Source organism: Alteromonas sp. ABH4_453 (assembly GCF_056160665.1).
The window spans coordinates 741,879-763,817 of the sequence record NZ_JBSWXP010000001.1 but is presented as its reverse complement, the minus strand read 5'-3'; the positions used below and the strand labels follow the sequence as shown (position 1 = coordinate 763,817).

The 21,939-nt window shown below is 44.7% G+C and carries 19 protein-coding genes; 10 read left to right on the top strand and 9 right to left on the bottom strand.

Features of this window, described 5'->3' with window-relative positions:
- Nucleotides 1-6 precede the first annotated feature (6 nt).
- From ACXAGV_RS03275 to ACXAGV_RS03260, 4 genes are all read right to left on the bottom strand, one after another.
- Nucleotides 7-825, bottom strand: a complete 819-nt coding sequence (locus ACXAGV_RS03275; protein WP_474871848.1) for a thioredoxin family protein — start codon at nucleotides 823-825, stop codon at nucleotides 7-9.
- 83 nt (nucleotides 826-908) lie between these two features.
- Nucleotides 909-2,474 (bottom strand): ATP-binding protein, encoded by a 1,566-nt coding sequence (locus ACXAGV_RS03270; protein WP_474871846.1) that lies wholly within the window; start codon nucleotides 2,472-2,474, stop codon nucleotides 909-911.
- Nucleotides 2,474-3,130 carry a response regulator gene (locus ACXAGV_RS03265; RefSeq protein ID WP_474871844.1) on the bottom strand — a complete coding sequence of 219 codons (657 nt, stop codon included), beginning with the start codon at nucleotides 3,128-3,130 and terminating at the stop codon, nucleotides 2,474-2,476. Before ACXAGV_RS03265 ends, ACXAGV_RS03270 begins: the two co-directional genes overlap by 1 nt.
- Nucleotides 3,131-3,339: 209 nt before the next feature.
- The gene (locus tag ACXAGV_RS03260) at nucleotides 3,340-5,859 is read right to left on the bottom strand and encodes a S8 family serine peptidase (protein ID WP_474871842.1); all 2,520 of its coding nucleotides are present in this window, start codon (nucleotides 5,857-5,859) and stop codon (nucleotides 3,340-3,342) included.
- A gap of 440 nt (nucleotides 5,860-6,299) precedes the next feature.
- Here ACXAGV_RS03260 and ACXAGV_RS03255 point away from each other — a divergent pair, with 440 nt between their 5' ends.
- From ACXAGV_RS03255 to ACXAGV_RS03235, 5 genes are read left to right on the top strand one after another with little or no spacing between them, the layout of a single operon-like run.
- Entirely contained in the window at nucleotides 6,300-6,812 is a 513-nt protein-coding gene (locus ACXAGV_RS03255; RefSeq protein WP_474871840.1) for a curlin subunit CsgB, read from the top strand.
- A gap of 30 nt (nucleotides 6,813-6,842) precedes the next feature.
- A complete protein-coding gene (locus tag ACXAGV_RS03250) occupies nucleotides 6,843-8,288 on the top strand; it encodes an autotransporter outer membrane beta-barrel domain-containing protein (protein WP_474871838.1) in 1,446 nt (481 codons plus the stop codon).
- A 55-nt stretch (nucleotides 8,289-8,343) separates the two neighbouring features.
- Nucleotides 8,344-8,736: a CsgE family curli-type amyloid fiber assembly protein gene (locus ACXAGV_RS03245; RefSeq protein WP_474871836.1), complete on the top strand. Its 393-nt coding sequence runs from the start codon at nucleotides 8,344-8,346 to the stop codon at nucleotides 8,734-8,736.
- Entirely contained in the window at nucleotides 8,730-9,185 is a 456-nt protein-coding gene (locus tag ACXAGV_RS03240; protein ID WP_474871834.1) for a curli assembly protein CsgF, read from the top strand. The genes ACXAGV_RS03245 and ACXAGV_RS03240 overlap by 7 nt, the downstream gene beginning before the upstream one ends.
- An 8-nt stretch (nucleotides 9,186-9,193) precedes the next feature.
- Nucleotides 9,194-9,955, top strand: coding sequence for a CsgG/HfaB family protein (locus ACXAGV_RS03235; RefSeq protein WP_474871832.1), 762 nt, complete (start codon nucleotides 9,194-9,196; stop codon nucleotides 9,953-9,955).
- A gap of 37 nt (nucleotides 9,956-9,992) precedes the next feature.
- Here ACXAGV_RS03235 and ACXAGV_RS03230 read toward each other — a convergent pair whose 3' ends face one another.
- Nucleotides 9,993-10,670, bottom strand: a complete 678-nt coding sequence (locus ACXAGV_RS03230; protein WP_474871830.1) for a helix-turn-helix transcriptional regulator — start codon at nucleotides 10,668-10,670, stop codon at nucleotides 9,993-9,995.
- 273 nt (nucleotides 10,671-10,943) lie between these two features.
- Between ACXAGV_RS03230 and dld the strand changes: the two genes are divergently transcribed.
- Nucleotides 10,944-12,677 (top strand): D-lactate dehydrogenase, encoded by a 1,734-nt coding sequence (gene dld / locus ACXAGV_RS03225; RefSeq protein ID WP_474871828.1) that lies wholly within the window; start codon nucleotides 10,944-10,946, stop codon nucleotides 12,675-12,677.
- Between the two features lie 65 nt (nucleotides 12,678-12,742).
- On the opposite strand, the gene ACXAGV_RS03220 is transcribed toward dld, so the two are convergent.
- The 4 genes from ACXAGV_RS03220 to ACXAGV_RS03205 all read right to left on the bottom strand — a co-directional run bounded on the left by ACXAGV_RS03220 (nucleotide 12,743) and on the right by ACXAGV_RS03205 (nucleotide 17,223).
- Nucleotides 12,743-13,507: a zinc-dependent metalloprotease family protein gene (locus ACXAGV_RS03220; RefSeq protein ID WP_474871826.1), complete on the bottom strand. Its 765-nt coding sequence runs from the start codon at nucleotides 13,505-13,507 to the stop codon at nucleotides 12,743-12,745.
- Between the two features lie 70 nt (nucleotides 13,508-13,577).
- Nucleotides 13,578-14,300 carry a lipocalin/fatty-acid binding family protein gene (locus tag ACXAGV_RS03215; RefSeq protein WP_474871824.1) on the bottom strand — a complete coding sequence of 241 codons (723 nt, stop codon included), beginning with the start codon at nucleotides 14,298-14,300 and terminating at the stop codon, nucleotides 13,578-13,580.
- 533 nt (nucleotides 14,301-14,833) lie between these two features.
- Nucleotides 14,834-15,709, bottom strand: coding sequence for a 3-hydroxyisobutyrate dehydrogenase (gene mmsB, locus ACXAGV_RS03210; RefSeq protein ID WP_474871822.1), 876 nt, complete (start codon nucleotides 15,707-15,709; stop codon nucleotides 14,834-14,836).
- A gap of 14 nt (nucleotides 15,710-15,723) precedes the next feature.
- Nucleotides 15,724-17,223 (bottom strand): CoA-acylating methylmalonate-semialdehyde dehydrogenase, encoded by a 1,500-nt coding sequence (locus ACXAGV_RS03205; protein WP_474871820.1) that lies wholly within the window; start codon nucleotides 17,221-17,223, stop codon nucleotides 15,724-15,726.
- 98 nt (nucleotides 17,224-17,321) lie between these two features.
- Here ACXAGV_RS03205 and ACXAGV_RS03200 point away from each other — a divergent pair, with 98 nt between their 5' ends.
- The 4 genes from ACXAGV_RS03200 (at nucleotide 17,322) to ACXAGV_RS03185 (ending at nucleotide 21,910) form a co-directional block, all read left to right on the top strand.
- Nucleotides 17,322-18,206, top strand: a complete 885-nt coding sequence (locus tag ACXAGV_RS03200; RefSeq protein WP_474871818.1) for a LysR family transcriptional regulator — start codon at nucleotides 17,322-17,324, stop codon at nucleotides 18,204-18,206.
- Nucleotides 18,207-18,479: 273 nt separating this feature from the next.
- On the top strand, nucleotides 18,480-19,796 hold the full coding sequence (locus tag ACXAGV_RS03195) for a methyl-accepting chemotaxis protein (protein ID WP_474871816.1): 1,317 nt from the start codon (nucleotides 18,480-18,482) through the stop codon (nucleotides 19,794-19,796).
- Nucleotides 19,797-19,976: 180 nt separating this feature from the next.
- A complete protein-coding gene (locus tag ACXAGV_RS03190) occupies nucleotides 19,977-21,236 on the top strand; it encodes a sensor histidine kinase (RefSeq protein ID WP_474871814.1) in 1,260 nt (419 codons plus the stop codon).
- Nucleotides 21,233-21,910 carry a response regulator gene (locus ACXAGV_RS03185; RefSeq protein ID WP_474871812.1) on the top strand — a complete coding sequence of 226 codons (678 nt, stop codon included), beginning with the start codon at nucleotides 21,233-21,235 and terminating at the stop codon, nucleotides 21,908-21,910. Before ACXAGV_RS03190 ends, ACXAGV_RS03185 begins: the two co-directional genes overlap by 4 nt.
- The last annotated feature ends 29 nt before the right edge of the window (nucleotides 21,911-21,939 follow it).

Sequence of the window (21,939 nt, the reverse complement as noted above, 5' to 3'; positions counted from 1 at the left end):
AGCGCTTTAATTCTGCTCCCAAGAAAACGGATTGTAATGTCGCAATGCTGGCGTGGTGTTGACTCCGTTGCCATCCTCAGAATCTAACGTAAGCTCGGCGCGCTTTATCAGCGTTTTTTGCAGTTCAGTGCGAAACCCTTTGGTCTCTTTCCATAGCTCGTTAAGCTCTTGTGGGGTATTACCTTGTAAATCTAGCGCAAGTAGCGGACCGAGTTTGTCATAAGCGCTTTGTAGTCTGAGTGCTTGCTCTTTATTGTAAGCTTCTTCTTCATCTGTCGTTTCCCAGTTGATAAACGGGGCTTTTTGCGCAGTTGTCATTGCAGGAAAGCGAGAGAAATACTGAATGTACTCCGATAAGGGAATGCTGTCAGCGCGCCCCCATATATCCATTGACGTTCTGTTTAACAATGCGCTGGTTTTAGGTTCAACTACCATTACTGTTGGTGTGGCGTAATAAATGGGGTAATCAAATCGCTCGGTTATATTTCTTCTGTCTTCAAGTGTTCCCACATCAACAAATACGGTTTCATAATGAGCTCGTAGAATAAGGTCCATTTCCTTTGTCGCAAAGCGCTCAGCTAAGCCAGTACTGTCGTGGCACCACTGAGCACCCAGTACAACCAAAAGTAATTTGCTTTGTTCCACAGCTCGCTGCTGTGCACTAACCACATCTTGATAGGGTGATGCAGACGGAGCATAAGTGTAAGGACTTTCATTTTGAGTACTTACACAGCCATTTAACGTGGTGAAAGTGGCAATTAGGACAGCAATGTTCAGGCATTGTCTAAAAAAGCGGGCTCGGCGAGCAATGAATTTTTTTTGCATACGGTTATCAAAATAGTAGTTAAATCAACAGCAATGTAGCATAAAAAGGATGCAGCGACGCACCTAAAACGCAGTAGAGTAACTTAAGCACAGAAGGGCAAAGTCAAGCAAACTCGGGTGCCTGATGGTTTGTTCTGAGAAATATCAAACTCACCATTTATCAACTTTGCGCGTTCTCTCATCGACAGCAGGCCGAGTGTGGGTTCAGCGTTTGCTAAGTGGGCACTATGCTCAGGGATGCCGCCGCCATCGTCAGTAACGGTAAACACGGAACTGTGTTGCGCATAGTTGATATCAATACTGAGCGACGTCGCATTGGCATATTTTATACTGTTTGTCACCGCTTCCTGCACAATACGATAGATGTGTATTTTCTGGTTTGAATCGAACGGTACTGGCGTGCCGCTAACGTTAAACGAATAGTCTATGTTTGCGCGTTTGAGCGTGGTAATAATCTCTGAACGTTGAATCACGCTTTCAATGGGAAGTGTATCAATACCGGACGGACGCAACCCCCCTAAGCTCTTCTTCATTGCGTGGTATAGAGCATCTATCTTATTGAGCATCATGTCGTTGTCGCTTTCTCTGCTATCTAGCGACAAATGAAGTTTCAAATCGACTATGCGGTGACCAAAGTCGTCGTGTAAATCCCGCGATAAGCGCTTTCGTTCATCTTCTTGCACTACCACTAATTGACTGGCCAGTGCTTGAGCGCTTTGCACCGATACTTCAAGATCCTCGTTTTTCTTCGCAAGTTTCATATTCAGCAAGGTAGATTGGTTAATTGAAGCACCTAAAATGAGGCAACTTGTACATGATGCTAAGATGTAAAACTGATGCTCAATGGGAGGAAGTGCGCTCTGGCTTGCCACCACGAACGCAGTAATACCTATGAGTAAACACGAAAACGCACTGCCAACTATGGCATAGCGATACGATAAAAACAGCGCGGGGAAAACCGCTACGTACTTAACCTGATAGCTGATGTTAATTTGTTGGGAGTAGGCATAGCTGCTCAGTATCAGTAAAACCAGCCAAGCGATTGTTGTAAGGTACAGTGCTAAGTGACTCTTAGGAATAGATGGCCGTTTATATAATGCGAAGAGAAACGGACAAAGAACAACAATTCCTACAAAGTCACCTAATGAAAAATCAAACAAAATAGAAAGAAAAACCTCTATGTCTGTTTGCAGTTCAATAGCCCTTCTTCCCAAAAATACCGCCCCAAGAGCAACACTTATAAGAACACCAAAAGCCAACGTGGCAAGGGTGCTGGAAACATTGTCTATATAAGGTGCGCTAAAGCGACGTCTGAATAAATAAACGCAGGTGCAAATTACCGCAGGTGACAGCACTAAATGGACTAAGTACCAACCTATGGTTCCACTTAAAAACGCCGTGTTGTCGAGAATGCCACCGGGGTGAAATAAAATGAAGTGGGTTGATTTTTCTGCGATGAGTAGCAGTGGCCAGCTGTAAATTGGCAGTAGTAAAAACGCCGCCAGGCGAACACCAGCAGGCAAATACCAGCTCACCGTACCTGAAATAATTTCAAATTGAGTGCTGAACAACCACACACCGTGAAATAGCGCGGTATAACCTAATCCTATTAGTAAATAGGTAACGTTGAAATACCGCGTTAAATTCATCAATTTACTTTGACTAGCGTATCGTCGTAGATAACGTCAGAAACGTCGAGGTACCCAGTTTCTAACGCAATTCTAAGTAAACCAAATTGGGAAGTTACATTGAGTTTCTTGTAAATATTAGTTCTATGAACCATCACTGTTTTCGGGGCAGTGTCTATGTAGTATGCAATCTGTTTTGGCTGAAATCCTTTTGCTAACAGTAAGAAAATTTCCTTTTCCCTTTCAGTAAGGATAGAGGTTAGCTGTTTATCACCGAAAGCTAACTTTTTACTGATATCTGTGCTTAGATAATTCTCGTCTTTTTCTAGAGATTCCAACGCGTCCATTAACTCTTTGGTGGCGGCATTCTTTGTAACATAGCCATCGGCGCCGAGCTCAAGCGCTTTACTGATATAGCCTACATGATCATACATGCTCAGCATCAAGCACTTTATAAACGGCGCGTCTTTCTTGATTTTTCTTAGCGTGTCGAAACCACTTTCCTGTGCTAACGAGATATCTAGAATGGCAACGTCAATATCGTCTAACGTAGCGAAGGAGGGAAGAGCATCCAGAGAGCTTACTGCGTAAGAAACATGCCAGCCATACTCTTGCTCGATGAGTGTTTTAATGCCATCCCTTACAATTTCGTGATCGTCAATAATGAGTATGTGCATGGAAAAAATGCTTATTATTCCTTAATGCATCAAGTGTACGTTGTATTTGGCTTATAGTGAATAAGCCGATGGCTTAGACTGGCGCTCTCTTTAATTCTCAGAATAAAAAAAGCCGGCCTATCCTTGGCCGGCAATTGCTTAACTCTTAACTGTTCAGCGTTTCATTCGCCAACTGTCACGAAGAGTGCGTCAGCGATACGCAAACTACATTAAAGGTTTACCGTCACTGGTGCTGAGCACGCTGAGGTTTCATCACACACCGTGTAAGTATACTCACCCGGTTGGACGCCCCTGCTTCTGTCGCGATAGCGACCAGAATTGCTTACTTCTTCGAGTAGCTCACCATTGCGATAAATCATTACCGTATCGGCCATCGAGCCGCTATAAGATAAATCTACACGTAGTGAACCGAAGCGAGAAAGCATAGCGCGGTCAATCTCGGCAACAATGTTGCTATCTGAAACTGATACTGTTTCTGTTGATACGCCAGTTTGGCCTTCAGAGTCGGTAACCGTAAGGGTTACGTCATAGGCGCCAGTGCTCGCGTAAACATGCGTTGGGTTCTCTTCTGTTGAAGTAGAGCCATCGCCAAAGTCCCAGCTATAGCTGACAATGTCGTCATTAACGTCGTTACTGCTATTAGTAAAGCTTACTGATAAGCCTGAAGCGTCATAGGTAAACGCAGAGTTAGGCGGTGTTGAACCTACTTCACCAATACCGGTCACCACAAGGCTCCATGTGTTTACAGTGCCGTTGTCACCGTTGAACGTATCAAGCACGTTCAAGGTCCAATCGCCTGTTGCTACTTCGCCGTTAAAGGCATCAGAGTTATAGCTCTCAACAATATCATCTGTAGCGCCACCTTGATTCTGACGAAGAACGGTGGTCGTACCCTGAGGAGAGGTTAGTGATAGTACGAGGTCACCGCTATAGGTGTGTGTGATATTTACCGACGCCTGCATCCCGAATACGGTTAAGTCGTCAGGTACGTTAATTACCAGGTCTACGCCAACATCGTCTGGATCTTCTTCATTCGGTAACGTAGGTACAGCATCACCAGAATACGCGTAAGGGAATTCGTTTAGCCCTTGAGGGTAAACGTAAAGGTTCGCTGATTTAGATTTTTCAATATCACCGCTTACACCGTTAACCGTAAAGCTGTACGGACCCCAAGGCGTATCTTCAAATGTCTCTACGGTCAGTGTTACCGTATCGCCAGGCATTGCCGAGCTTGCACTTAAAGACGCGATATCACTTGGTTCTGCAAGCGATAGCTGTACTTCTTCTTCGTAGCCAGCAATTGAACCAACTTCAATAGTGAAGGTGTAGGTCTCACCCGCTTCAATTTCAGCTGAGCCAGGTGTAATGCCCAGTTTGAAGCCTGGAGTTGGATCGGCTTCTTCAAGTGCGTTAAGTACATTTAGGCGGTTGCCAGACACGGTGCGACCATCAGCCCATAGACTGGTTTCACCTGTAGCCATCAACAGCTCTTTCATTTCAGAAGGCGTAAGCTCTGGGTTTAGAGACCACACAAGCGCGGCTGCACCCGCAACATGTGGCGTTGCCATTGATGTACCAGAGTATGCTGCATAGCCGTTACCTGGTACTGTAGATAGGATAGCTGTCCCCGGCGCAGCGATGTCTACGGTTTCAATACCGTATGAGTAGCCGCTGTCTCCGTCAGTACGAGTGTGGCTAGCAACTGCAAGCAGACTGTTTGTTGTAGTGACATAGTTAGACGGGTAGTTATCTACGTTGTCGTTGTTTGAACCAGAGTTACCTGCCGCAGCAACAAACAAAATACCTGCTTGGCCAGCTTCTTCAATAGCAGTTTCTAGCGCTTCACTATAGCCGCCGCCACCCCAGCTGTTGTTGGTAGCTTTAATATTGATGCCGCGGTTCTCTTTAAGGTCGGTGAAGTAATCGATACATTCAATAGCGCCAGCGGTTGAACCGCCGTCAGGACCTAAGAATTTACATGCAGCGATTGACACGTCATGGTTTACACCGACTACGCCAATTCCGTTTCCGCCCACAGCGCCAATTGTCCCGGCCACATGCGTACCATGAGAATCATCGTCCATAGGATCAGAATCGCCGTTAAAAGCATCGATACCGTAAACATCGTCAATATAACCGTTGCCATCATCATCAATACCGTTACCAGCAATTTCACCTGGGTTAACCCATGCGTTATCTGCAAGGTCTTCATGATTGTAGTCAACACCCGTATCGATTACGCCGATGACCACCTCGCTATCGCCGGTAGTGATATCCCATGCTTCTGGTGCGTCAATATCCACATCTGCAGTACCGCCGGCTTGACCGGTGTTATTCAAACCCCATAGGTCACCGTAAGAGGGATCGTTAGTCACCAATGCTTTGCGGTACAAGAAGTTTGGCTCGGCGATTTTAACCGCAGGATTTTTCTTTAAGATTTCTATGGCGTCTTTTACAGACTTGCCACGAAGTTCCAGTTTGGCAATGCGGCCGTTTAAAAGGTTAGAGAAACGGTCGTCTACTTCATCACGATTAGCGTCGCTAATTCTTGCGCCCACTGAAGAACGTGCGCGCATTTTCTCCGCTTTGCTGACATTTTCTTTATATACAACGATCACGCTATCATCGAAGATTTCGGCCTTCGCGGCGTGTGCATGGCTAGAGGCCATTAGCGGAAGTAGGGCTAATGACAGTGCTGAAAGGCCTGTTTTAAAAGGCGTTGTTTTCATAATTAGATTCCATAATTAGCAAGAATGCTTAAATCACAGAACCTTCTCGTTCGGTCTGATATAACTAACGGTTAAAACTTATAACGCAAATTTAAAAACCTGCCACCCCTAACCTTAAATTTTGTTCAAAAATACTACTTAACCATTAGGGAATACACCGAGGTATGACGTGAAGTGGTACTTATTTATTAGGAATTAGAGTAAATGCAAAGCGTTGGACCGCAAAGCAAGTAGGTGGTCTAACCAATGTATTTTTCCTGTGTCATTTTTAGTTAAATCTAGCACTAAAGTATGAGTGTTTTTCGCTAGCCCGCAGGTTTCACGGCAGCAGACGTTATTTTGCCGTTATAAATACAACTTAATAGTGATGGTTTCTCGTGCTTTTAAAGCGTTTTATAAAAGGGTCACCTTTGTTGTTAATTAAGGAAGTAGTCGTTCTCATGGACAAGAAACTAAAGGTTAAAAAATACCAATGCACTAAACACGTAGGAGCAATAAAAGCCACTGTGTTTTCAGCTTTAACGGTATGTAGTCTTTTAACCATCAATTCCCCTGTCCATGCCCATAAGTCCGATTTATCAACAAGTTCCGACATGGTGGAATCTTCTCTTTCAATGAGTCTGAATGCTCAAGCTATTACGATAGACGATGAAACGGTCTTCATTGCTGTCAGTCAGTTTGGGCTAAATAACATAACTAACATTATCCAAAGCGGCAACGGCGCCAACCTATCTAACGTTGTTCAAAACGGCAGTAATAACGAAGCTATCATCACTCAACTAGGTGAAGGTAACGTTGTGAATTTGCTGCAGCAAAACAACAACAATTATTTCGAAATTATTCAAGATGGGTTCGACAATGTTGCCAATGTTAATCAATTGGGTGAACAGTCTTTCACTGTTTATCAGATAGGGAACGAAATGGTGATTAACATCACACAATATCAAGAATGATGTGATTGCCATAGGGAGACAAATGTGAAAATGAAAAAAACAAAAATAGCGAGTGCATTGCTTTTAGTAGCAGCGTCAGGATGGGCGTCAGCTCAGGAAGTTCCTGCAACTAAAACTGTCGACTTTAACGCCACAGCAGATTTTGTAGCTGCGGCAGAAGGCAATGAAATTACGCTAACCCAAACGGCACCAGAGGGAAACGAAGTAGGTAATGAATCAGTTTTAAGCCAGGAGGGCGACCTAAACGCCATATTTGTTGAGGTAACGGGTGACGCAAACGAAGTTCTTGCTTCGCAAATGCAATCAGGCAACAGCTTCTACGCGAGCGTTACTGGAAATGGCAACTTCTTGGAATCTGAGCAAGACAGTTTAAACAGTACCGCAGATTTTGTAGTTGAAGGCGACGACAACATAGTCTCACTGGTTCAGTTAGGTGACGGCGGCCCTATCGGTTTTATTTTTAATCGCTCTATAAACAGTATTTCGGGCAGTGGAAATACCTTGTCAGTGTATCAGGGTGATGGTGGCAACTGGGCTAATAACGCGATTTCTGGTAATGACAATACGATTTTTGTTGATCAAAGCGGTGAGTGGCACGAATCATATGTTCGCGAACTAAGCGGCGATGCTAACGTAATTGACGTTATTCAAGATGGTTACTACAACATTTCAGATTTAACTGTAATTGGTTCTGATAATGAAGTTGAAGTCGATCAAGATGGCGATCAGAATGTGATCGGTTGGACTATGATTGGCGACGGTAACGTGCTTGAGTTCGAACAAGACGGCGACGGCAATGAAATAGCTACGGGTGCGTTTGAAGGTTCTGGCAACGAAGTAAATATTGACCAAATCGGTGACGTAAACCTGGCTACGGTTGAAACTATCGGCGGAGAATCTAATACGTTCGAAATTAACCAAGTGGGCGAAGGAAATACGGCTTACGCTGGCGTGATTGGCCTATTAAACGAGTTCGACTTAACGCAGGTAGGCGATGCCAATGAAATCAGCACAGTTAATTTCGATGGTATTCTTAATACCGTTGAAATTGAGCAAGATGGTGATGGTAACTTGGCGTTAGCGCAAGCTGGTATTAGTGACGCAAGTTACTACGCAGATGGCAACATTATCGAAATGTCTCAAGAGGGCGTTGAAAATGACGCGTCAGTTGAATTGGCGAGCAATGTTTCATCAAGCTTTAACGACATTACGGTTTCGCAATCAGGTGAGCTCAACTTACTCGACTTGCTGGTTAACGGTGACGAAAACGTTGTTAGCGTCATGCAAGAAGGCGTGGGTAACTGGGTAACAGATGAAACGGGCGGGCAGTTCGTTATTTCAGGCGATATGAATACCTTTGAAGTTACGCAAATGGGTAACGACAACTTAGTTACGGGTAGTATCACTGGCAATGGCGGCACAGTAAGTGTTACGCAGGTTGGTGACTATAACGTAGCTACCGTTGTTCAGATGTAAATGTACTAACGGACAGCGTGAATAGCCGGGCGAGAGCCCGGCTATATTTATCAAAATGAAGTACTTGTACCGTTTCTCTCTTTCCACACTGTTTTTATGTGTGCTCTTTTCTCCGATTCACGCAGAAGAAATTCGGTTAGGCGGGCTGTTGCTTGATAACAGTATAAGCCGTCAGGGCCACGAATTTGCCTCCCGAATAAGCCAATACTGGCGAGAAGTTCCAGACAGTTCGGGTAAAAACCTTATTGTTAAAGAGATTATTGTGCCACAAGCAGGTACCTTATTATCAGTAATTTATGACAACAAAGTGGTCTACCAAACGTACATGGGGCGTAGGCAAGTTCCGATAGATGAAAAAGTACAGCAAGCCATTATGTTGGTATTAGATGCGGTGGCAAATGCGAGTATAGACAGTAGAAGCCCAGATTTAGCAGGGGACGAATGGTAATGATTAAAAGGATAGTGGTTGCAACATTCATAGCGACTGCGCTAACAGCGCCAGCGACAACGCAAGCAACTGAATTAGTCTATGAGCCGATAAATCCATCATTTGGTGGTAATCCACTTAACGGCTCATTTTTATTAAGTAAAGCAAATTCGCAAAATGCGCACAGCGCACCACTAAGCGAACGCTCATACGATGAGCGACTTCAAGAGTCACTAGAACGTGCCTACATTAACCGTATCGTTCGAGAAATTACGGATATTGCATTTGGTGAACAAGAATATGATGAAGACGGCAACCCGATAGACAGCATATTCAATCAGGATAGTATTTTTGTTAGTGGTGACTTTCAGGTAGAGCTTATAACAAGCAATCCTGACAGCATTGTTGTGAACATTACTAACTTACTGACAGGTGAGGTTACTGTCGTCGAAATTCCACGGTTTGGGTAAGGAAACACATGAGAAGTACCGTTTTTTTAATAATGGCAATGGCGCTTACAGGATGTCAGTCTATCACCAATACACTACCGCCTGATACAACGGTCGCTGATGTAATTAAAGACAGTGCCACATTATCTGAAGTAAAAAGCTTGCCCGCGCCTATGGGGCAAATTCCCGTTTCTGTGTATGCGTTTAGAGATCAGACAGGGCAATACAAGCCGAGCTCTGGGGCAAGTTCGTTTTCTACTGCGGTGACTCAGGGCGCAACCTCTATTCTTGTTCAGACTTTAAGTGAAACATCGTGGTTTTTGCCGGTTGAGCGTGAAGGACTGCAAAACATTCTTACCGAACGCAAAATTATTCGAGCTGACGACAGTAACAGTGGTGAGTTGCCGCCACTCACTACAGCTAGAATTATTATAGAAGGTGGGATAATTAGCTACGATACCAATATTCGTACCGGCGGCGCTGGTGTAGAGTACTTTGGCATTGGAGCGAGTGAGCTGTTTAGGGAAGATCAAATTTCCATTTACATGCGCGCCGTTGACGTGAGAACAGGTCAAGTATTGGTGTCGGTTTCAACATCTAAGAAAGTGCTAAGCCAAGAGGTGAGAGCGGGATTGTTTAGGTATGTCTCGCTAAAACGTTTGCTTGAAGCCGAAACGGGTTACACCACCAACGAACCCATGTTTGAGTGCGTTAAGCAAAGCATAGAGAAAGCGGTAAGTGAATTAGTATTACAAGGAATGGAGAAAGGGGTATGGCGCGCTAAAGCGTAAGCGCCATTCATCATTCATACTTCAGTTGATTGTCGGTTTAGTAACTCACCTGTTGGGGCTGACTAAATTGATGATCAAACCATTTAATGAGTTCAACTCGATTCCTACAGTCTGTCTTTCTGAATATGCTGTACACGTGTGTTTTCACTGTATTCACACTGATATGCAAGCAGTCTGCAATCTCTTGATTCTGCGCACCATCGGCAATTTTACGTGTGATGGCAAGTTCCCGTTTAGTTAACACTGTGGTTGACGATTGAAGTGCTGCTATGGGCTTGGTTTTTGCAACGAGGTTAGCATCAATGTAGCGGCTCATTATCTCGCGACTGAACCATTTGTTTCCTGCTTGGACTTGTTGAACACCGCGAACCAGAAGTTCTAAATTATCTTCAATATGGAAAATACCGTTAATACCATGTTGTAGTGCTGCATAATGAAAATCGACGTCAGACTCTGGCACATTGAAAATGACTTTGTTCAACTCTGGGTTATCGTTGACTACAGGCAAATTGAGCACAGCGGCAGAGTCACAATACTGCGCATCAATAAAAAAGGTATAGGTGTTATTAAGTACGCTTCGAGGCGGCTGGATGGCACCTGTTGTGACGGTGAAACCGCAGCTGGGCAAAATACTAAGAAACCGTTCGTAAGCCTCTTTTGCTCTGGTATTGCCTGAGAAACTGTTTCTTGTTAAAACGAAGGCTTGATGTGACATGAAAACTCCTTTTCGTGTGTATCAACCTTACGAACTAAAAAGTGTCTTTACAATACTTCTGTGGTCTTACTTGCAGCGTCAAAGCGTAACAAAATGTAACGATGAAACACGCTTATTAGCGTTTCTTAAAAATAACCTATTTTGAAATGCACAACGCATTAAATATAAGTAAATTATATCTATAAAAAACGTCTTCCCCCTTTGTTAAAAATGGCGTTAGTGTATAGTTCATCACCAAGTTCATCCTTCCAACACTTCAACACAGAGAGAATCATGACCGTAAACGTTGACACTCAGTCTTTGATTGCATCTATGCGCGATGTAGTAGGGCAAGCCTATTTGTTAACAGATAAAGCGAAGAAGCAGCCATATACCAAAGGGTTTCGCTTTGGTGCGGGCGAAGCACTCGCAGTAGTAAGACCAGGTACGCTGGTTGAAATTTGGCGTGTGTTGAAGCTGTGTGTTGATGCTGATATTGCGGTCATTATGCAGGCGGCAAATACAGGGTTAACCGGGGGGTCTACGCCAGACGGTAAAGATTACGATAGACCTCTTGTTATTATAAGCACTATGCGAATTGATGAAATTCAGCTGGTAAATAGTGGTAAACAAATTGTAGGTTTAGCTGGCAGTACCCTATTTGGATTAGAAGAGACGCTTGCGCCTTACGGCCGTGAACCTCACTCAGTGATTGGGTCTTCATGTATTGGCGCATCCATCGTCGGTGGAATCTGCAACAACTCTGGTGGCGCTTTGGTTAAACGAGGCCCTGCCTATACTGAACTCGCACTTTTTGCCCAAATCGACGCTAATGGCAATCTATCTTTGGTAAACAATCTGGGGATTAACCTAGGTAGCGAGCCAGAAGAGATTTTAAATAATCTTGAGAACAAACGTTACAAAGAAGCTGACGTTCAGCACCCTGACGCTCGTGCATCAGACAACGAGTATGATGAACGAGTTCGAGACGTTGATTCAGACACACCTTCGCGCTTCAATAACGACGGCAGGCGACTTCACGACGCTTCAGGCTGTGCAGGCAAACTAGCTGTGTTTGCAGTAAGGCTAGACACGTTTCCTATTCCTGAGAAAAAGCAGGTATTTTATGTGGGGTCTAACGACGCCGCAGTGTTTACCAAAGTGCGTCGCGACATACTTTCTACTTTTAAGAACTTGCCAGACTCGGGTGAGTACCTTCACCGTGACTGCTACGACGTATCAAAGAAATACGGTAAAGATATGTTTATCGTTATCAGCAAGCTTGGCGCCAAATTTATTCCTAAGCTGTTTGCATTTAAGCGCAAATTTGACGCATTTACCGACAAGTTAGGTTTTTTACCCAACAAAATGTCAGACCGCGTCATGCAGTACATGAGCTATATTTTTCCTAATCACTTACCCAAGCGCATGGAAGCGTTTAGGGACAAATATCAGCATCACTGGATTTTGGAAATGAGCAACGACGGGGTAGATGAAGCTAAAGCCTATTTAGATGAGTTCTTTAAAACCAATGAAGGTGGCTACTTTGAATGTACCGAGGAAGAAGCAGATAAAGCGATTTTACACCGCTTTGTTGCCGGTGGAGCAATAGGTCGCTACCACGTAATGCACAGTAAAGATGTGGGCGCTATGATGACCATAGACGTTGCACTTCGCCGTAACGACCCTGATTGGTTTGAAGTATTGCCTAAAGAAATAGACGACCAGATAGATACCAAACTCTATTACGGTCATTTGTTTTGTCACGTGATGCACCAAAACTATGTATTGAAGAAAGGCGCCGACGCAAAATTGCTAAAAGGCAAAATTCTAGAAACCTTTGATGCAAGAAGCGCTGAGTATCCTGCAGAGCACAATGTGGGTCATGAGTACTTTGCCAAAGATGCGCTTAAGAACTTCTATCGCGAACTCGACCCAACTAACAGCTTTAACCCTGGCATAGGCAAAACCACCAAGCTTAAAAACTGGGCTGAGCATGAACGTGGATGTTGTGGTGGGCATCATTAAGTGTCATAAGATAGTAGGGAAAGCAAGGCTGCTTTCCCTTATTTATCCCCTAATTAATTACTTACTTAGAAGTAGTTAGCAATTTGGTTAATAACCGCATTTACCGCGCGGTAAGCATTTGATTCGTTTTCAACGCCACAGGCTTGGCCATTACAGCCTGACCAGTAAGGGTCAGAGAAGTAGTCTAGCTGTGTAGCACTGCCGAATGCCTGAGGGTAGGCCATGATAGTTGAGAAGTTGTTATCAACGCCGTGACCAATACCATCACTATATACACCGCCTACTGAACCTTGGCGAACAGAGTGGCCTAAGCCCATGTTGTGACCGAGTTCATGAACAAATGTAGACAGACCGCAGTCAACGGCGCTGATGCTGTACATGCGGCTTTGCGAGCTAGCGTACAGTGTACCGTTGTTGCCTTGACCAACCCAGCCAATGCCGCACACGTAACCCGCTAGCTGACCGCCTTCATAAATGTTTTCACGATTACCTAAAAGCACAACCATGTCTGCGCCGTTTGAAGATCGTGCGTTTTGCACACCACTGCTATCAGTTAACAAGTCTAGCGCACTTTCTGTAGGTTGAAGGTCGCTAGATGTTGCAGCAGAAGACTGAGCGCCTACTAAACGCAACTGCAGATCTACCGCATTATTTTGATAAACACGGTTGGCGTGTGAGATGTATTGGTTAATTTTAGTGTCGATATTAGACACATTGTTTGCAGCAGGTTGGGTGTAAAGCACCATTACATCGATGGTGGCTGCTGTTACTGATGTTGCACAAAGCAGTGAAACTGCCATTGCCGTTAAACACTTAAATGTGTGTTTCATTTTTATTTCCTTCTTGTTGTTTTATTTGAGCTTGTTGAATTTCCTGTGAAGCTCAACAGGCACTAGGGGATTAGTTTTGGCCGAGATCGAAGACTTCTTCAGCGTTGTCGTCGCTAAGCGGGCGTTCGCTGTCGGGTTCACGTTCGATGTGGTTTTGCATCATTGAAGACTTTGGGGCTATCCACGCGTATTTATCATTGCCTTCAAGCACAAACACGTCGCGAGGCGTGGCTAAGTTTCCGTAGGTGGCATTTTCGCCAAGCGTTATAACGGCGGCGTAGAGAGAGCCCGCACCTGGGATGTGGGCCTCTACGGTACGATCGCCGTTTGGATGAGTGACAACGTGGTCAACTTCACCGGTGTAACTGCCACCGAATTGTGGGATGTATAAATCGAGATACTCGCCAACTTCTACCGTCATTAATTCTTCACGATCAAGCTCAATGTAAGCTTCATCGGTTACGTCAGCGGGAATATAGCCTTCTGCTTCAAGTATCGTTTTGCCATCTTCTGATGTTGTCCAGACGATGGTGTCTTTCTCTGATCTACCGTTAGTAGTAGTTGTAGCCTGAGCTTTTAGCTCGGCTTCATTTTTTGGTTTGAAGTTATCGACACCGGTCGATAACACTTTGCCGTTTCGTTGCCTTTCAACAGTGCTTTCTTTACCAACAGATTCGGTCTCAGCATTCGCCGCTGCTACCTCTTTTTTGCCCGAGGGGGTTGTATCGATAAAGGCGAAAATACAACCAATAGCTACAATTGCCGTCGAAGCGGCAACAATACGCTTTTTCATAGTGTGTTCCTTTTATTTTTACTTACTGAATTTAGGAAATTGAACGTTAGAAATTAGCGACACTCTGATCCTCAAAGCGCGCTCTAGGTGAGCGATATAGAGAACCAATGTGTTTAGTGAAATTGCTTAGTGAATTAAGTAAGTCATTAAAACGTATAATATTTTCACGGTTATAAAAGTATCGCTTTGCATAAGGGGGTATAAAATTTAGCCCTTTAATGCAGTGTAAATTTCTTAGGCTAAATACGGGACTGCAAGATGTAGACCGAACGCTGAATTGGCTTGTTTTAACCATGTGAGTGAGAACGAATAAGTCACCTGAAAATGGCTTCTGGATGATGAAAAGAGAACACTAAAAATAACGAAGGAATAATCCCACTTGATAAGAGAGATAGCGAGGTAACAAGAGCGCAAAAAAAAGCGGGACAGGTAGGGAAAATATAAAAAAAGAGCGAGTAAAATCCTTTACTCGCTCAGTAAGAAGGCCACCTCTTCTGAGGGAAAGTAGCCGTCGGAGAACTGTTGGTTTTCTATTACGCTAATCGGTTGATTATTGAAGAGAAATCCATCCCTGCATTGCCTTCTTCGCAATGCATTTCAAACCACTTTGCAGCAAGCTCACCCATAGGTATTTGCGCGTTGACGCCCTTCGCGCCCTGCATGGCAAGGCCTAAGTCTTTAAGCATAAGCGCTGAAGCGAAACCGCCTGCAAAATCGTTATCAGCTGGGCTTTGAGGCCCTACACCTTTTACAGGGCAGTAGGTGGTCATTGACCATGTCTGTCCTGACGCATTAGACGCTATATCGAAGAATACTTGTGGATCTAGGCCTAGCTTTTGGGCCAGCTGGAAGCTTTCGCAGGTGGCTATCATAGTTGCCCCAAGCAGCATATTGTTGCAAATCTTCGCAGCTTGACCCGCGCCATGGCCGCCCGCATGAACAATTTTTTTGCCCATAGCACCAAGAACGCATTGCGCTTTATTGAAAGCGTCAGTATCGCCGCCCACCATAAACGTGAGTGTGCCGCCCGCAGCCGCTGCAACACCACCAGAAACCGGCGCATCCAACATTTTAAGGCCTTTTTTCTCTGCCAGTTCCGACACACTCTTCGCCGTTTCTACGTCGATGGTGGAGCAATCAATAAGCAAGGTGCCTTCGCGGACAGAAGCCAAGATCTGATTTGAATAGATATCTTGTACGTGCTTGCCTGCTGGTAACATAGTGATAACGATGTCGGCCTCAGCAGCAGCTTGCTCGGTACTTTGCGCAATAGTACACCCTGCCGCTTTGGCTTTGGCCAGTGCCGCTTCGCTTAAGTCAAAAGCCAATACGTTGTAATCGTTCTTAACCAGATTATCTGCCATCCCTGAGCCCATATTACCTAGGCCAATAAATGCAACTGTGGTCATAATAGTCTCCTCGCTTAGCCCATGGTTGGAATAACAAAGGCGTTGTCGTTCGTATCTGAGCCATCAGGCCAGCGCTGTGTAATGGTCTTAACCTTGGTCCAGAATTTCACCCCTTCCATACCGTGCTGGTTGGTATCACCAAACGCAGAGCGCTTCCAGCCCCCAAATGTGTGGTAAGCAACTGGCACAGGAATAGGTACGTTAATTCCAACCATGCCCACGTTTACACGTTGCGCAAATTCACGCGCCGCATGGCCGTTACGAGTGTACATAGCAACACCATTACCGTATTGATGATCACTTGCTAAGTTAACCGCTTCATTGAAGTCTTTAGCGCGCACCATTTGCAGCACTGGACCAAAAATTTCTTCTTGGTATGAGCGCATATCTTTGGACACGTGGTCGAAGAACGTTGGGCCGATAAAGTAGCCTCGACTGTCGTCTGGGATCTGACTGGTTCTGCCGTCATACACAAGCTCAGCACCTTCTTCTATGCAAAGGTCGATATAGCCTTCAACGCGCTCTTTGTGAGCAGCAGTAACCACAGGGCCATAATGAGCGTTAGGATCTTCACTATGACTTACCATAATGTCTTTAATAGCCGGAATAAGCTTGGCTTTCAGTTTCTCAGCGGTTTCATCGCCCACCGGAACGACAACCGGTAGCGCCATACAGCGTTCACCGGCACTGCCGTACGCAGCACCTACTAAGTCGGTTACTACCTGATCCAAATCAGCATCAGGCATTACGATACCGTGGTTTTTCGCGCCGCCCATAGCTTGAACGCGCTTACCTGAACGAGCACCACGCTCGTACACGTAGTTAGCGATATCAGAAGAGCCTACAAAGCTCACCGCCTTGATAGTTTGATGATCTAAAATACCATCAACCACTTCTTTGTTACCGTGCACAACGTTAAGCACGCCTGCAGGAAGGCCGGCTTCAATCATAAGCTTTGCCAGTTCAACAGGTACTGACGGATCGCGCTCAGATGGTTTTAAAATGAACGCATTACCGCAGGCAATTGCCACACCAAACATCCACATTGGGATCATAGCCGGGAAGTTAAATGGCGTAATACCTGCCACTACACCCAACGCTTGGCGCATGGAATACACATCGATTCCCGGGCCTGCGCCTTCGGTATATTCACCTTTTTGCGCATGAGGGATACCACAGGCAAACTCGATAACTTCAAGGCCGCGCTGAATATCACCTTGCGCATCAACCAACACTTTTCCGTGCTCGCTAGATAGCAACGCGGCTAGGCGATCGCGGTTTGCTTCAACTAGTTCTTTAAACTTGAACATGACACGAGCGCGTCGCTGAGGGTTTGTCGCTGCCCACTCAACCTGTGCAGCTTGGGCTGTTTCAATTGCATAGGCCAAAGTTGAAGTGTTAGCTAAGCTTACTTCAGCTTGTACTTCACCTGTGTTAGGCGCAAATACCGACGCGGTATTTTCGCTGCTATCCTCAAAATCTTTACCTGCAATAAAGTGAACAATCTTTCTCATGACATAGCTCCTGTAATTTTTAACAATATTGAAACCTTGTGTTTGCAAAGGCAATACATATACTTGCAGTATGGTGCTGTAAAAATGCAGGTGTTTGAATGAATTGGGATGACATGCGTTTATTTCTTGGTTTGGCAAGAAATGGCCGCGTAGCTATTGCAGCTAAAGGCTTAAAGGTAGATCCTACGACCTTGATACGTCGTGTAAAAAAACTGGAGGACTCACTAAATTGTAAATTGTTTGAGCTGACTAAAAGAGGGTATGTGCTTACCACCCATGGTAGTGAGCTAGTTACGTATATTGAAAAAGCAGAGCATTATTTTTTAGAAGCGCAAAATGAGCTTGGCGATGAACGTTCCCACTTGGCCGGCACCATTAGAGTTAGCGTTTCTGAAGGTTTTGGTAGCTGGTTTTTGGCGCCTTTACTCCCCGATTTTAAAAAGCAGTATCCGGGGATCAGTATTGAGCTTGTGGCAACCAGCGGCTTTTTAAACCTGAACAAACGAGAAGCCGATATGGCTATCTTGTTAGAAAAGCCCAGTAGAGGCTTATTGGTTACACAAAAACTCACTGACTATAACCTCTATCTTTATACCCACCAGTCTCTTATTGACGATAAAGAACCTAGATCATTACACGATCTTACCACATTCAATTTAGTGAGTTATGTTCCCGATTTAGTGTATGCGCCTCAATTGAAGTTCATTGAGGAAACGGCACTGTCACAGTTAAGCGCGCTTCGCAGCACCAGCATTAATGCGCAATATCAGATGCTTATTAATGGCGCTGGCGTAGGGATTTTGCCCAAATTTATGGCTGAGAAACAACCAGGCTTGGTTCGGCTAATTGAAAACGAGATTCACATCAAACGCACGTTCTGGTTGGCTACGCACAAAGAAACCCATTCTCAAGCACGTTTCCAAGCATTTACACAGTGGCTAATTGAAAACGTAGCGCGTTATCAGATAAGTTTTACGGACTAGTAATAATCGACATAGTAAAGGTCCCGCTTTGTTTGAAACTATTCAACTGTGAGGTCTAATACTGAGTTATAGTAGTACAGGCTAAAGTTTACTGCATTCAAAAGCCGTTTATTCGTTACATCATCCTGCGGCAAAATGCTTAAGTCAGTAGGGCAAACAAAGCTAAATTTATTCCCAAGTAATCTTTTAAATAGAATTGTAAATTTACTAAGAAAAACGCCAGTTTAGTCGATAAACGTACTATTACCGCAAAATTTTGTCAGGGAAGGCCCTATGTTCAATAAACACTTAGTGAAAGAAAACGAAGCGCTTCGCGAGGAGTTACATATACTCAAGCAAATGCGAGATGGCTTGAGCGAAGAAATGATCTTTCTCAATCTTAATGAGCGTGGTGAAATTGAAGCCGTCAACGAGATGTTCGAGAAAGAGCTAGGTTACTCACTCTCTCAAGTGAAAGGGCATCGCTTCTTTGAATTTGTTCCCGAGATTGCCAGAAACACGCCTCATTTTAAAAAGCTGAAAGATTCTATCGAGCAGCGCGTCCATTACTGGGGGGCGATTGAGTTTCTTCGTGAAAATGGTGAAGAAGCGTGGTTACGGGGCGTGGTTGAACCTATTTTTGACGGAAAAGGGAATATTCACAAATTCTCAGTTAACCTCAACGACCTCACGCGCACTATAGCTAACTCGAAAGAACACGAAGATTTGGTGGCCGCGTTACACAAGTCAAATGCGGCGATTGAATTCGATTTAAACGGAAATATTCAGGACGCAAACGAAGCTTTCCTGAAAACCGTTAAGTACAGCCTTAATGACATTAAAGGTCAGCATCATAGAATCTTCTGTGATACGGAGTATGCGAATTCCCGCGACTATAAAACGTTTTGGGAACGACTTGCTCAGGGGGAATTCGTAGCAGGAAGATTTGAGCGCTTCGATGCACACGGCAATGTTGTATGGCTGGAAGCCACCTATAACCCGATTTGTGATTCTCACGGTCGTATGTATAAAGTGGTTAAGTTGGCTACTGATATTACTGAGCAGGTGGCACGAGAAAATGCCGTATCCAGTGCCGCTGATATCGCCTACCGTTCTTCAAACACCACAGACCAAATCGCGTCCCGAGGCAAAGACGTTATTAGCGAACTGCTTTCTGAAATGTCTTCGCTGTCGCAGCAAATGGATAGGGCAAAAGAAGGGATTAACGCATTGGACGCTCAGTCTCAACAAATTGCCACCATTATCGGAAGTATCAGTGCTATTGCCGAACAAACCAACTTACTTGCTCTAAATGCTGCGATTGAGGCGGCACGTGCTGGCGATCAGGGGCGAGGTTTCGCTGTAGTTGCTGACGAAGTGCGTCAGTTAGCATCGCGTACGACCGAAGCCACAGAAGAAATCATCAATGTGGTTAAACACAACCAGACATTGGCCACCGACGCAGTGAGCTTGGTTAATGAAGGTGATGAAAAGGCGCAATCAGGTCTCAATTACGCCAAAGAAGCGGGTGAAGTTATCGAACAAATTCAAGACGGTGCAAAAGAAGTCGTTGATGCAGTAGGCCAATTCAGCAGTCGACTGGGAAGCTAGTAGCACAGAAAAAGAGGCTTACCGATAAGTGTTAACAGTCTCCGTTCTTACCAAATAAAACATCGCTCAAAACAGAATTCATCCTACCTTGGTAGGATGAATTCGCCCCTATTGCAGGATGTGCTTTTTAACGTAGCCTGTATAGCATAACCCTGTAATAAAAGGCTTGCAGGGGCGGTTATGTCAGGTTTTACGAAAATATCTACAGCTATAGTGGCCGTATTCATTGGCTGCTTTTTGGTTTTTACCTGTCTGGTCTACTTCCACATACAAGATAACATTGAGGAAGAGATGACGGGCGCGCTTAATCAAGTGCGAGAAATGGTCAACCTCAATATCCCTGTTGCTGATATCGAAGCGATTGTAGAGCCTAGCCCTCACTTATCCGCCCACTATTTCACAGGTCGCCTTCAGGCAGAGCAGACTTCATCGGTGTCGACAACTGAACGCATTGCACTCACACCTGTAATCATCCCAATTCAGGAAAATCAGTATCTTATCGTTACGCCTTTTGATGCTACTGAACTCACCCAGAATCTCACTTTTTTTGCCTTGGTGGCGGGACTGTTTTTCGCAACATTTGTGCTGTTGCTGTTTACGTTAAAAGTGGCGGTTAAGCAAAGGTTAGTGCCGCTAAATCAGCTCGCTGACGCGCTATCTGAGCTACGAGAAGGCAAGGAATCACAGCCCCTGCCACATTCAGATATCACCGAAATGAACAGGGTGTTAGAGCAGTTTAAGCACCTACAAAATGCACTTAAATCAAAAGAAAAGCAGCTCATAAAAATAGATAAGCAGCTAGCTCTTCTTCAAGAGCAAGAGCGTAATTACCTTGCCAGAGAGCTTCACGATAATGTGGGGCAGTTGCTGACAACGATAAAAGCCCACGCCTATATTTTGGTTAACGCAAAAGAGCGATCTGTTGTTGAACTGTCGGCGCAGAAGGTTCAAGTGATGTCACATCAAATAAGCGATGCAATTAGAAAACTCACTGCTCACCTACACCCGCTTGTTTTAGATAGAGTCTCTCTTCAGTCGTCGCTTGAGCGATTGGTGTACGAACAAGAAGTAGCACAGCCCGATACGCAGTGGGACGTGTCTATTAATCTAAAGCGCTATCAAGAAGATAATGAGCGAGATATTCACCTTTACCGATTTGCTCAAGAAGCCATTAACAACGTGATTAAGCATGCGAAGGCCACCAAGGTTAGCATTCAAATTTATGGCGATACTCACCGTGTTTCTGTGATGGTCAAAGACAACGGTCGGGGATTAGGGAACCACATTGTAGAAAATATTGGCATGTCTTCAATGCGCAGCCGAGCGCGTTGTATAGGAGCAAATTGCAGTGTAACGTCACCCGATGATGGCGGCGTTGCTGTATCGCTGTCCCTTACCCTTAAAAAAATGCCTCCTCTTATGGGTGCTAACGTCGCATGAATATTCTAATTGTCGACGACCACGCTGTGGTGCGTGAAGGATACAAAGCTTTACTCAATGCGATGATGCCCGACTGCCGTATTTTTGATGCTGAAAACGGTGCACAAACCCATCGTTTATTAGCCAGTAGTGACATTGAAATCTTAATCCTCGACATAAACCTTTCAAATGAAAGTGGCCTTGTTTTAGCCAAGGTTTTTTTGAAGCGACATCCAGATTTAAAAATTATCTTTTTCAGCATGTTCGAAGACAGCGTCATATTGCACCGCGCCATGCAGACCGGTGCTATGGGGTACATCAGTAAAAGTAGTTCGCCTGAAATATTGATCTCAGCAATTAAGGTCGTCGCAAAAGGGCAAAAGTATATTGAGCGAGGCCTGGCGGTAAATTTAGCCAATCAACTTCTCGATACCAATGTGGACATTGCTGCCAAATTAACAAAACGTGAGTTCGAAATATTTATTGCTATAGCAATGAATAAATCCCGCTTTGATATTGCTGATGAGTTGGGCCTATCGGCTAAGACTGTCTCTAACGCACTTACCGTCATTAAGCGAAAGCTTGACGCGGTGCCTTCCCAGTTTTCAGGCATTGCGGCTAAACACGGTTACATCGGTGATGCAGAGCTTTCAGCGTATCAATCGGTGTCTTTTGTCGAGAAGAGTGAGAAGTAGCCATAGGTTTCCCCTCCTAAAGTAGGAGT

Excerpts from the sequence above, each read along its gene's own strand:
- ACXAGV_RS03275 (WP_474871848.1), bottom strand. The coding sequence starts at position 825 with ATGCAAAAAAAATTCATTGCTCGCCGAGCCCGCTTTTTTAGACAATGC.
- ACXAGV_RS03270 (WP_474871846.1), bottom strand. The coding sequence starts at position 2,474 with ATGAATTTAACGCGGTATTTCAACGTTACCTATTTACTAATAGGATTA.
- ACXAGV_RS03265 (WP_474871844.1), bottom strand. The coding sequence starts at position 3,130 with ATGCACATACTCATTATTGACGATCACGAAATTGTAAGGGATGGCATT.
- ACXAGV_RS03260 (WP_474871842.1), bottom strand. The coding sequence starts at position 5,859 with ATGAAAACAACGCCTTTTAAAACAGGCCTTTCAGCACTGTCATTAGCC.
- ACXAGV_RS03255 (WP_474871840.1), top strand. The coding sequence starts at position 6,300 with ATGGACAAGAAACTAAAGGTTAAAAAATACCAATGCACTAAACACGTA.
- ACXAGV_RS03250 (WP_474871838.1), top strand. The coding sequence starts at position 6,843 with ATGAAAAAAACAAAAATAGCGAGTGCATTGCTTTTAGTAGCAGCGTCA.
- ACXAGV_RS03245 (WP_474871836.1), top strand. The coding sequence starts at position 8,344 with ATGAAGTACTTGTACCGTTTCTCTCTTTCCACACTGTTTTTATGTGTG.
- ACXAGV_RS03240 (WP_474871834.1), top strand. The coding sequence starts at position 8,730 with ATGGTAATGATTAAAAGGATAGTGGTTGCAACATTCATAGCGACTGCG.
- ACXAGV_RS03235 (WP_474871832.1), top strand. The coding sequence starts at position 9,194 with ATGAGAAGTACCGTTTTTTTAATAATGGCAATGGCGCTTACAGGATGT.
- ACXAGV_RS03230 (WP_474871830.1), bottom strand. The coding sequence starts at position 10,670 with ATGTCACATCAAGCCTTCGTTTTAACAAGAAACAGTTTCTCAGGCAAT.
- dld (WP_474871828.1), top strand. The coding sequence starts at position 10,944 with ATGACCGTAAACGTTGACACTCAGTCTTTGATTGCATCTATGCGCGAT.
- ACXAGV_RS03220 (WP_474871826.1), bottom strand. The coding sequence starts at position 13,507 with ATGAAACACACATTTAAGTGTTTAACGGCAATGGCAGTTTCACTGCTT.
- ACXAGV_RS03215 (WP_474871824.1), bottom strand. The coding sequence starts at position 14,300 with ATGAAAAAGCGTATTGTTGCCGCTTCGACGGCAATTGTAGCTATTGGT.
- mmsB (WP_474871822.1), bottom strand. The coding sequence starts at position 15,709 with ATGACCACAGTTGCATTTATTGGCCTAGGTAATATGGGCTCAGGGATG.
- ACXAGV_RS03205 (WP_474871820.1), bottom strand. The coding sequence starts at position 17,223 with ATGAGAAAGATTGTTCACTTTATTGCAGGTAAAGATTTTGAGGATAGC.
- ACXAGV_RS03200 (WP_474871818.1), top strand. The coding sequence starts at position 17,322 with ATGAATTGGGATGACATGCGTTTATTTCTTGGTTTGGCAAGAAATGGC.
- ACXAGV_RS03195 (WP_474871816.1), top strand. The coding sequence starts at position 18,480 with ATGTTCAATAAACACTTAGTGAAAGAAAACGAAGCGCTTCGCGAGGAG.
- ACXAGV_RS03190 (WP_474871814.1), top strand. The coding sequence starts at position 19,977 with ATGTCAGGTTTTACGAAAATATCTACAGCTATAGTGGCCGTATTCATT.
- ACXAGV_RS03185 (WP_474871812.1), top strand. The coding sequence starts at position 21,233 with ATGAATATTCTAATTGTCGACGACCACGCTGTGGTGCGTGAAGGATAC.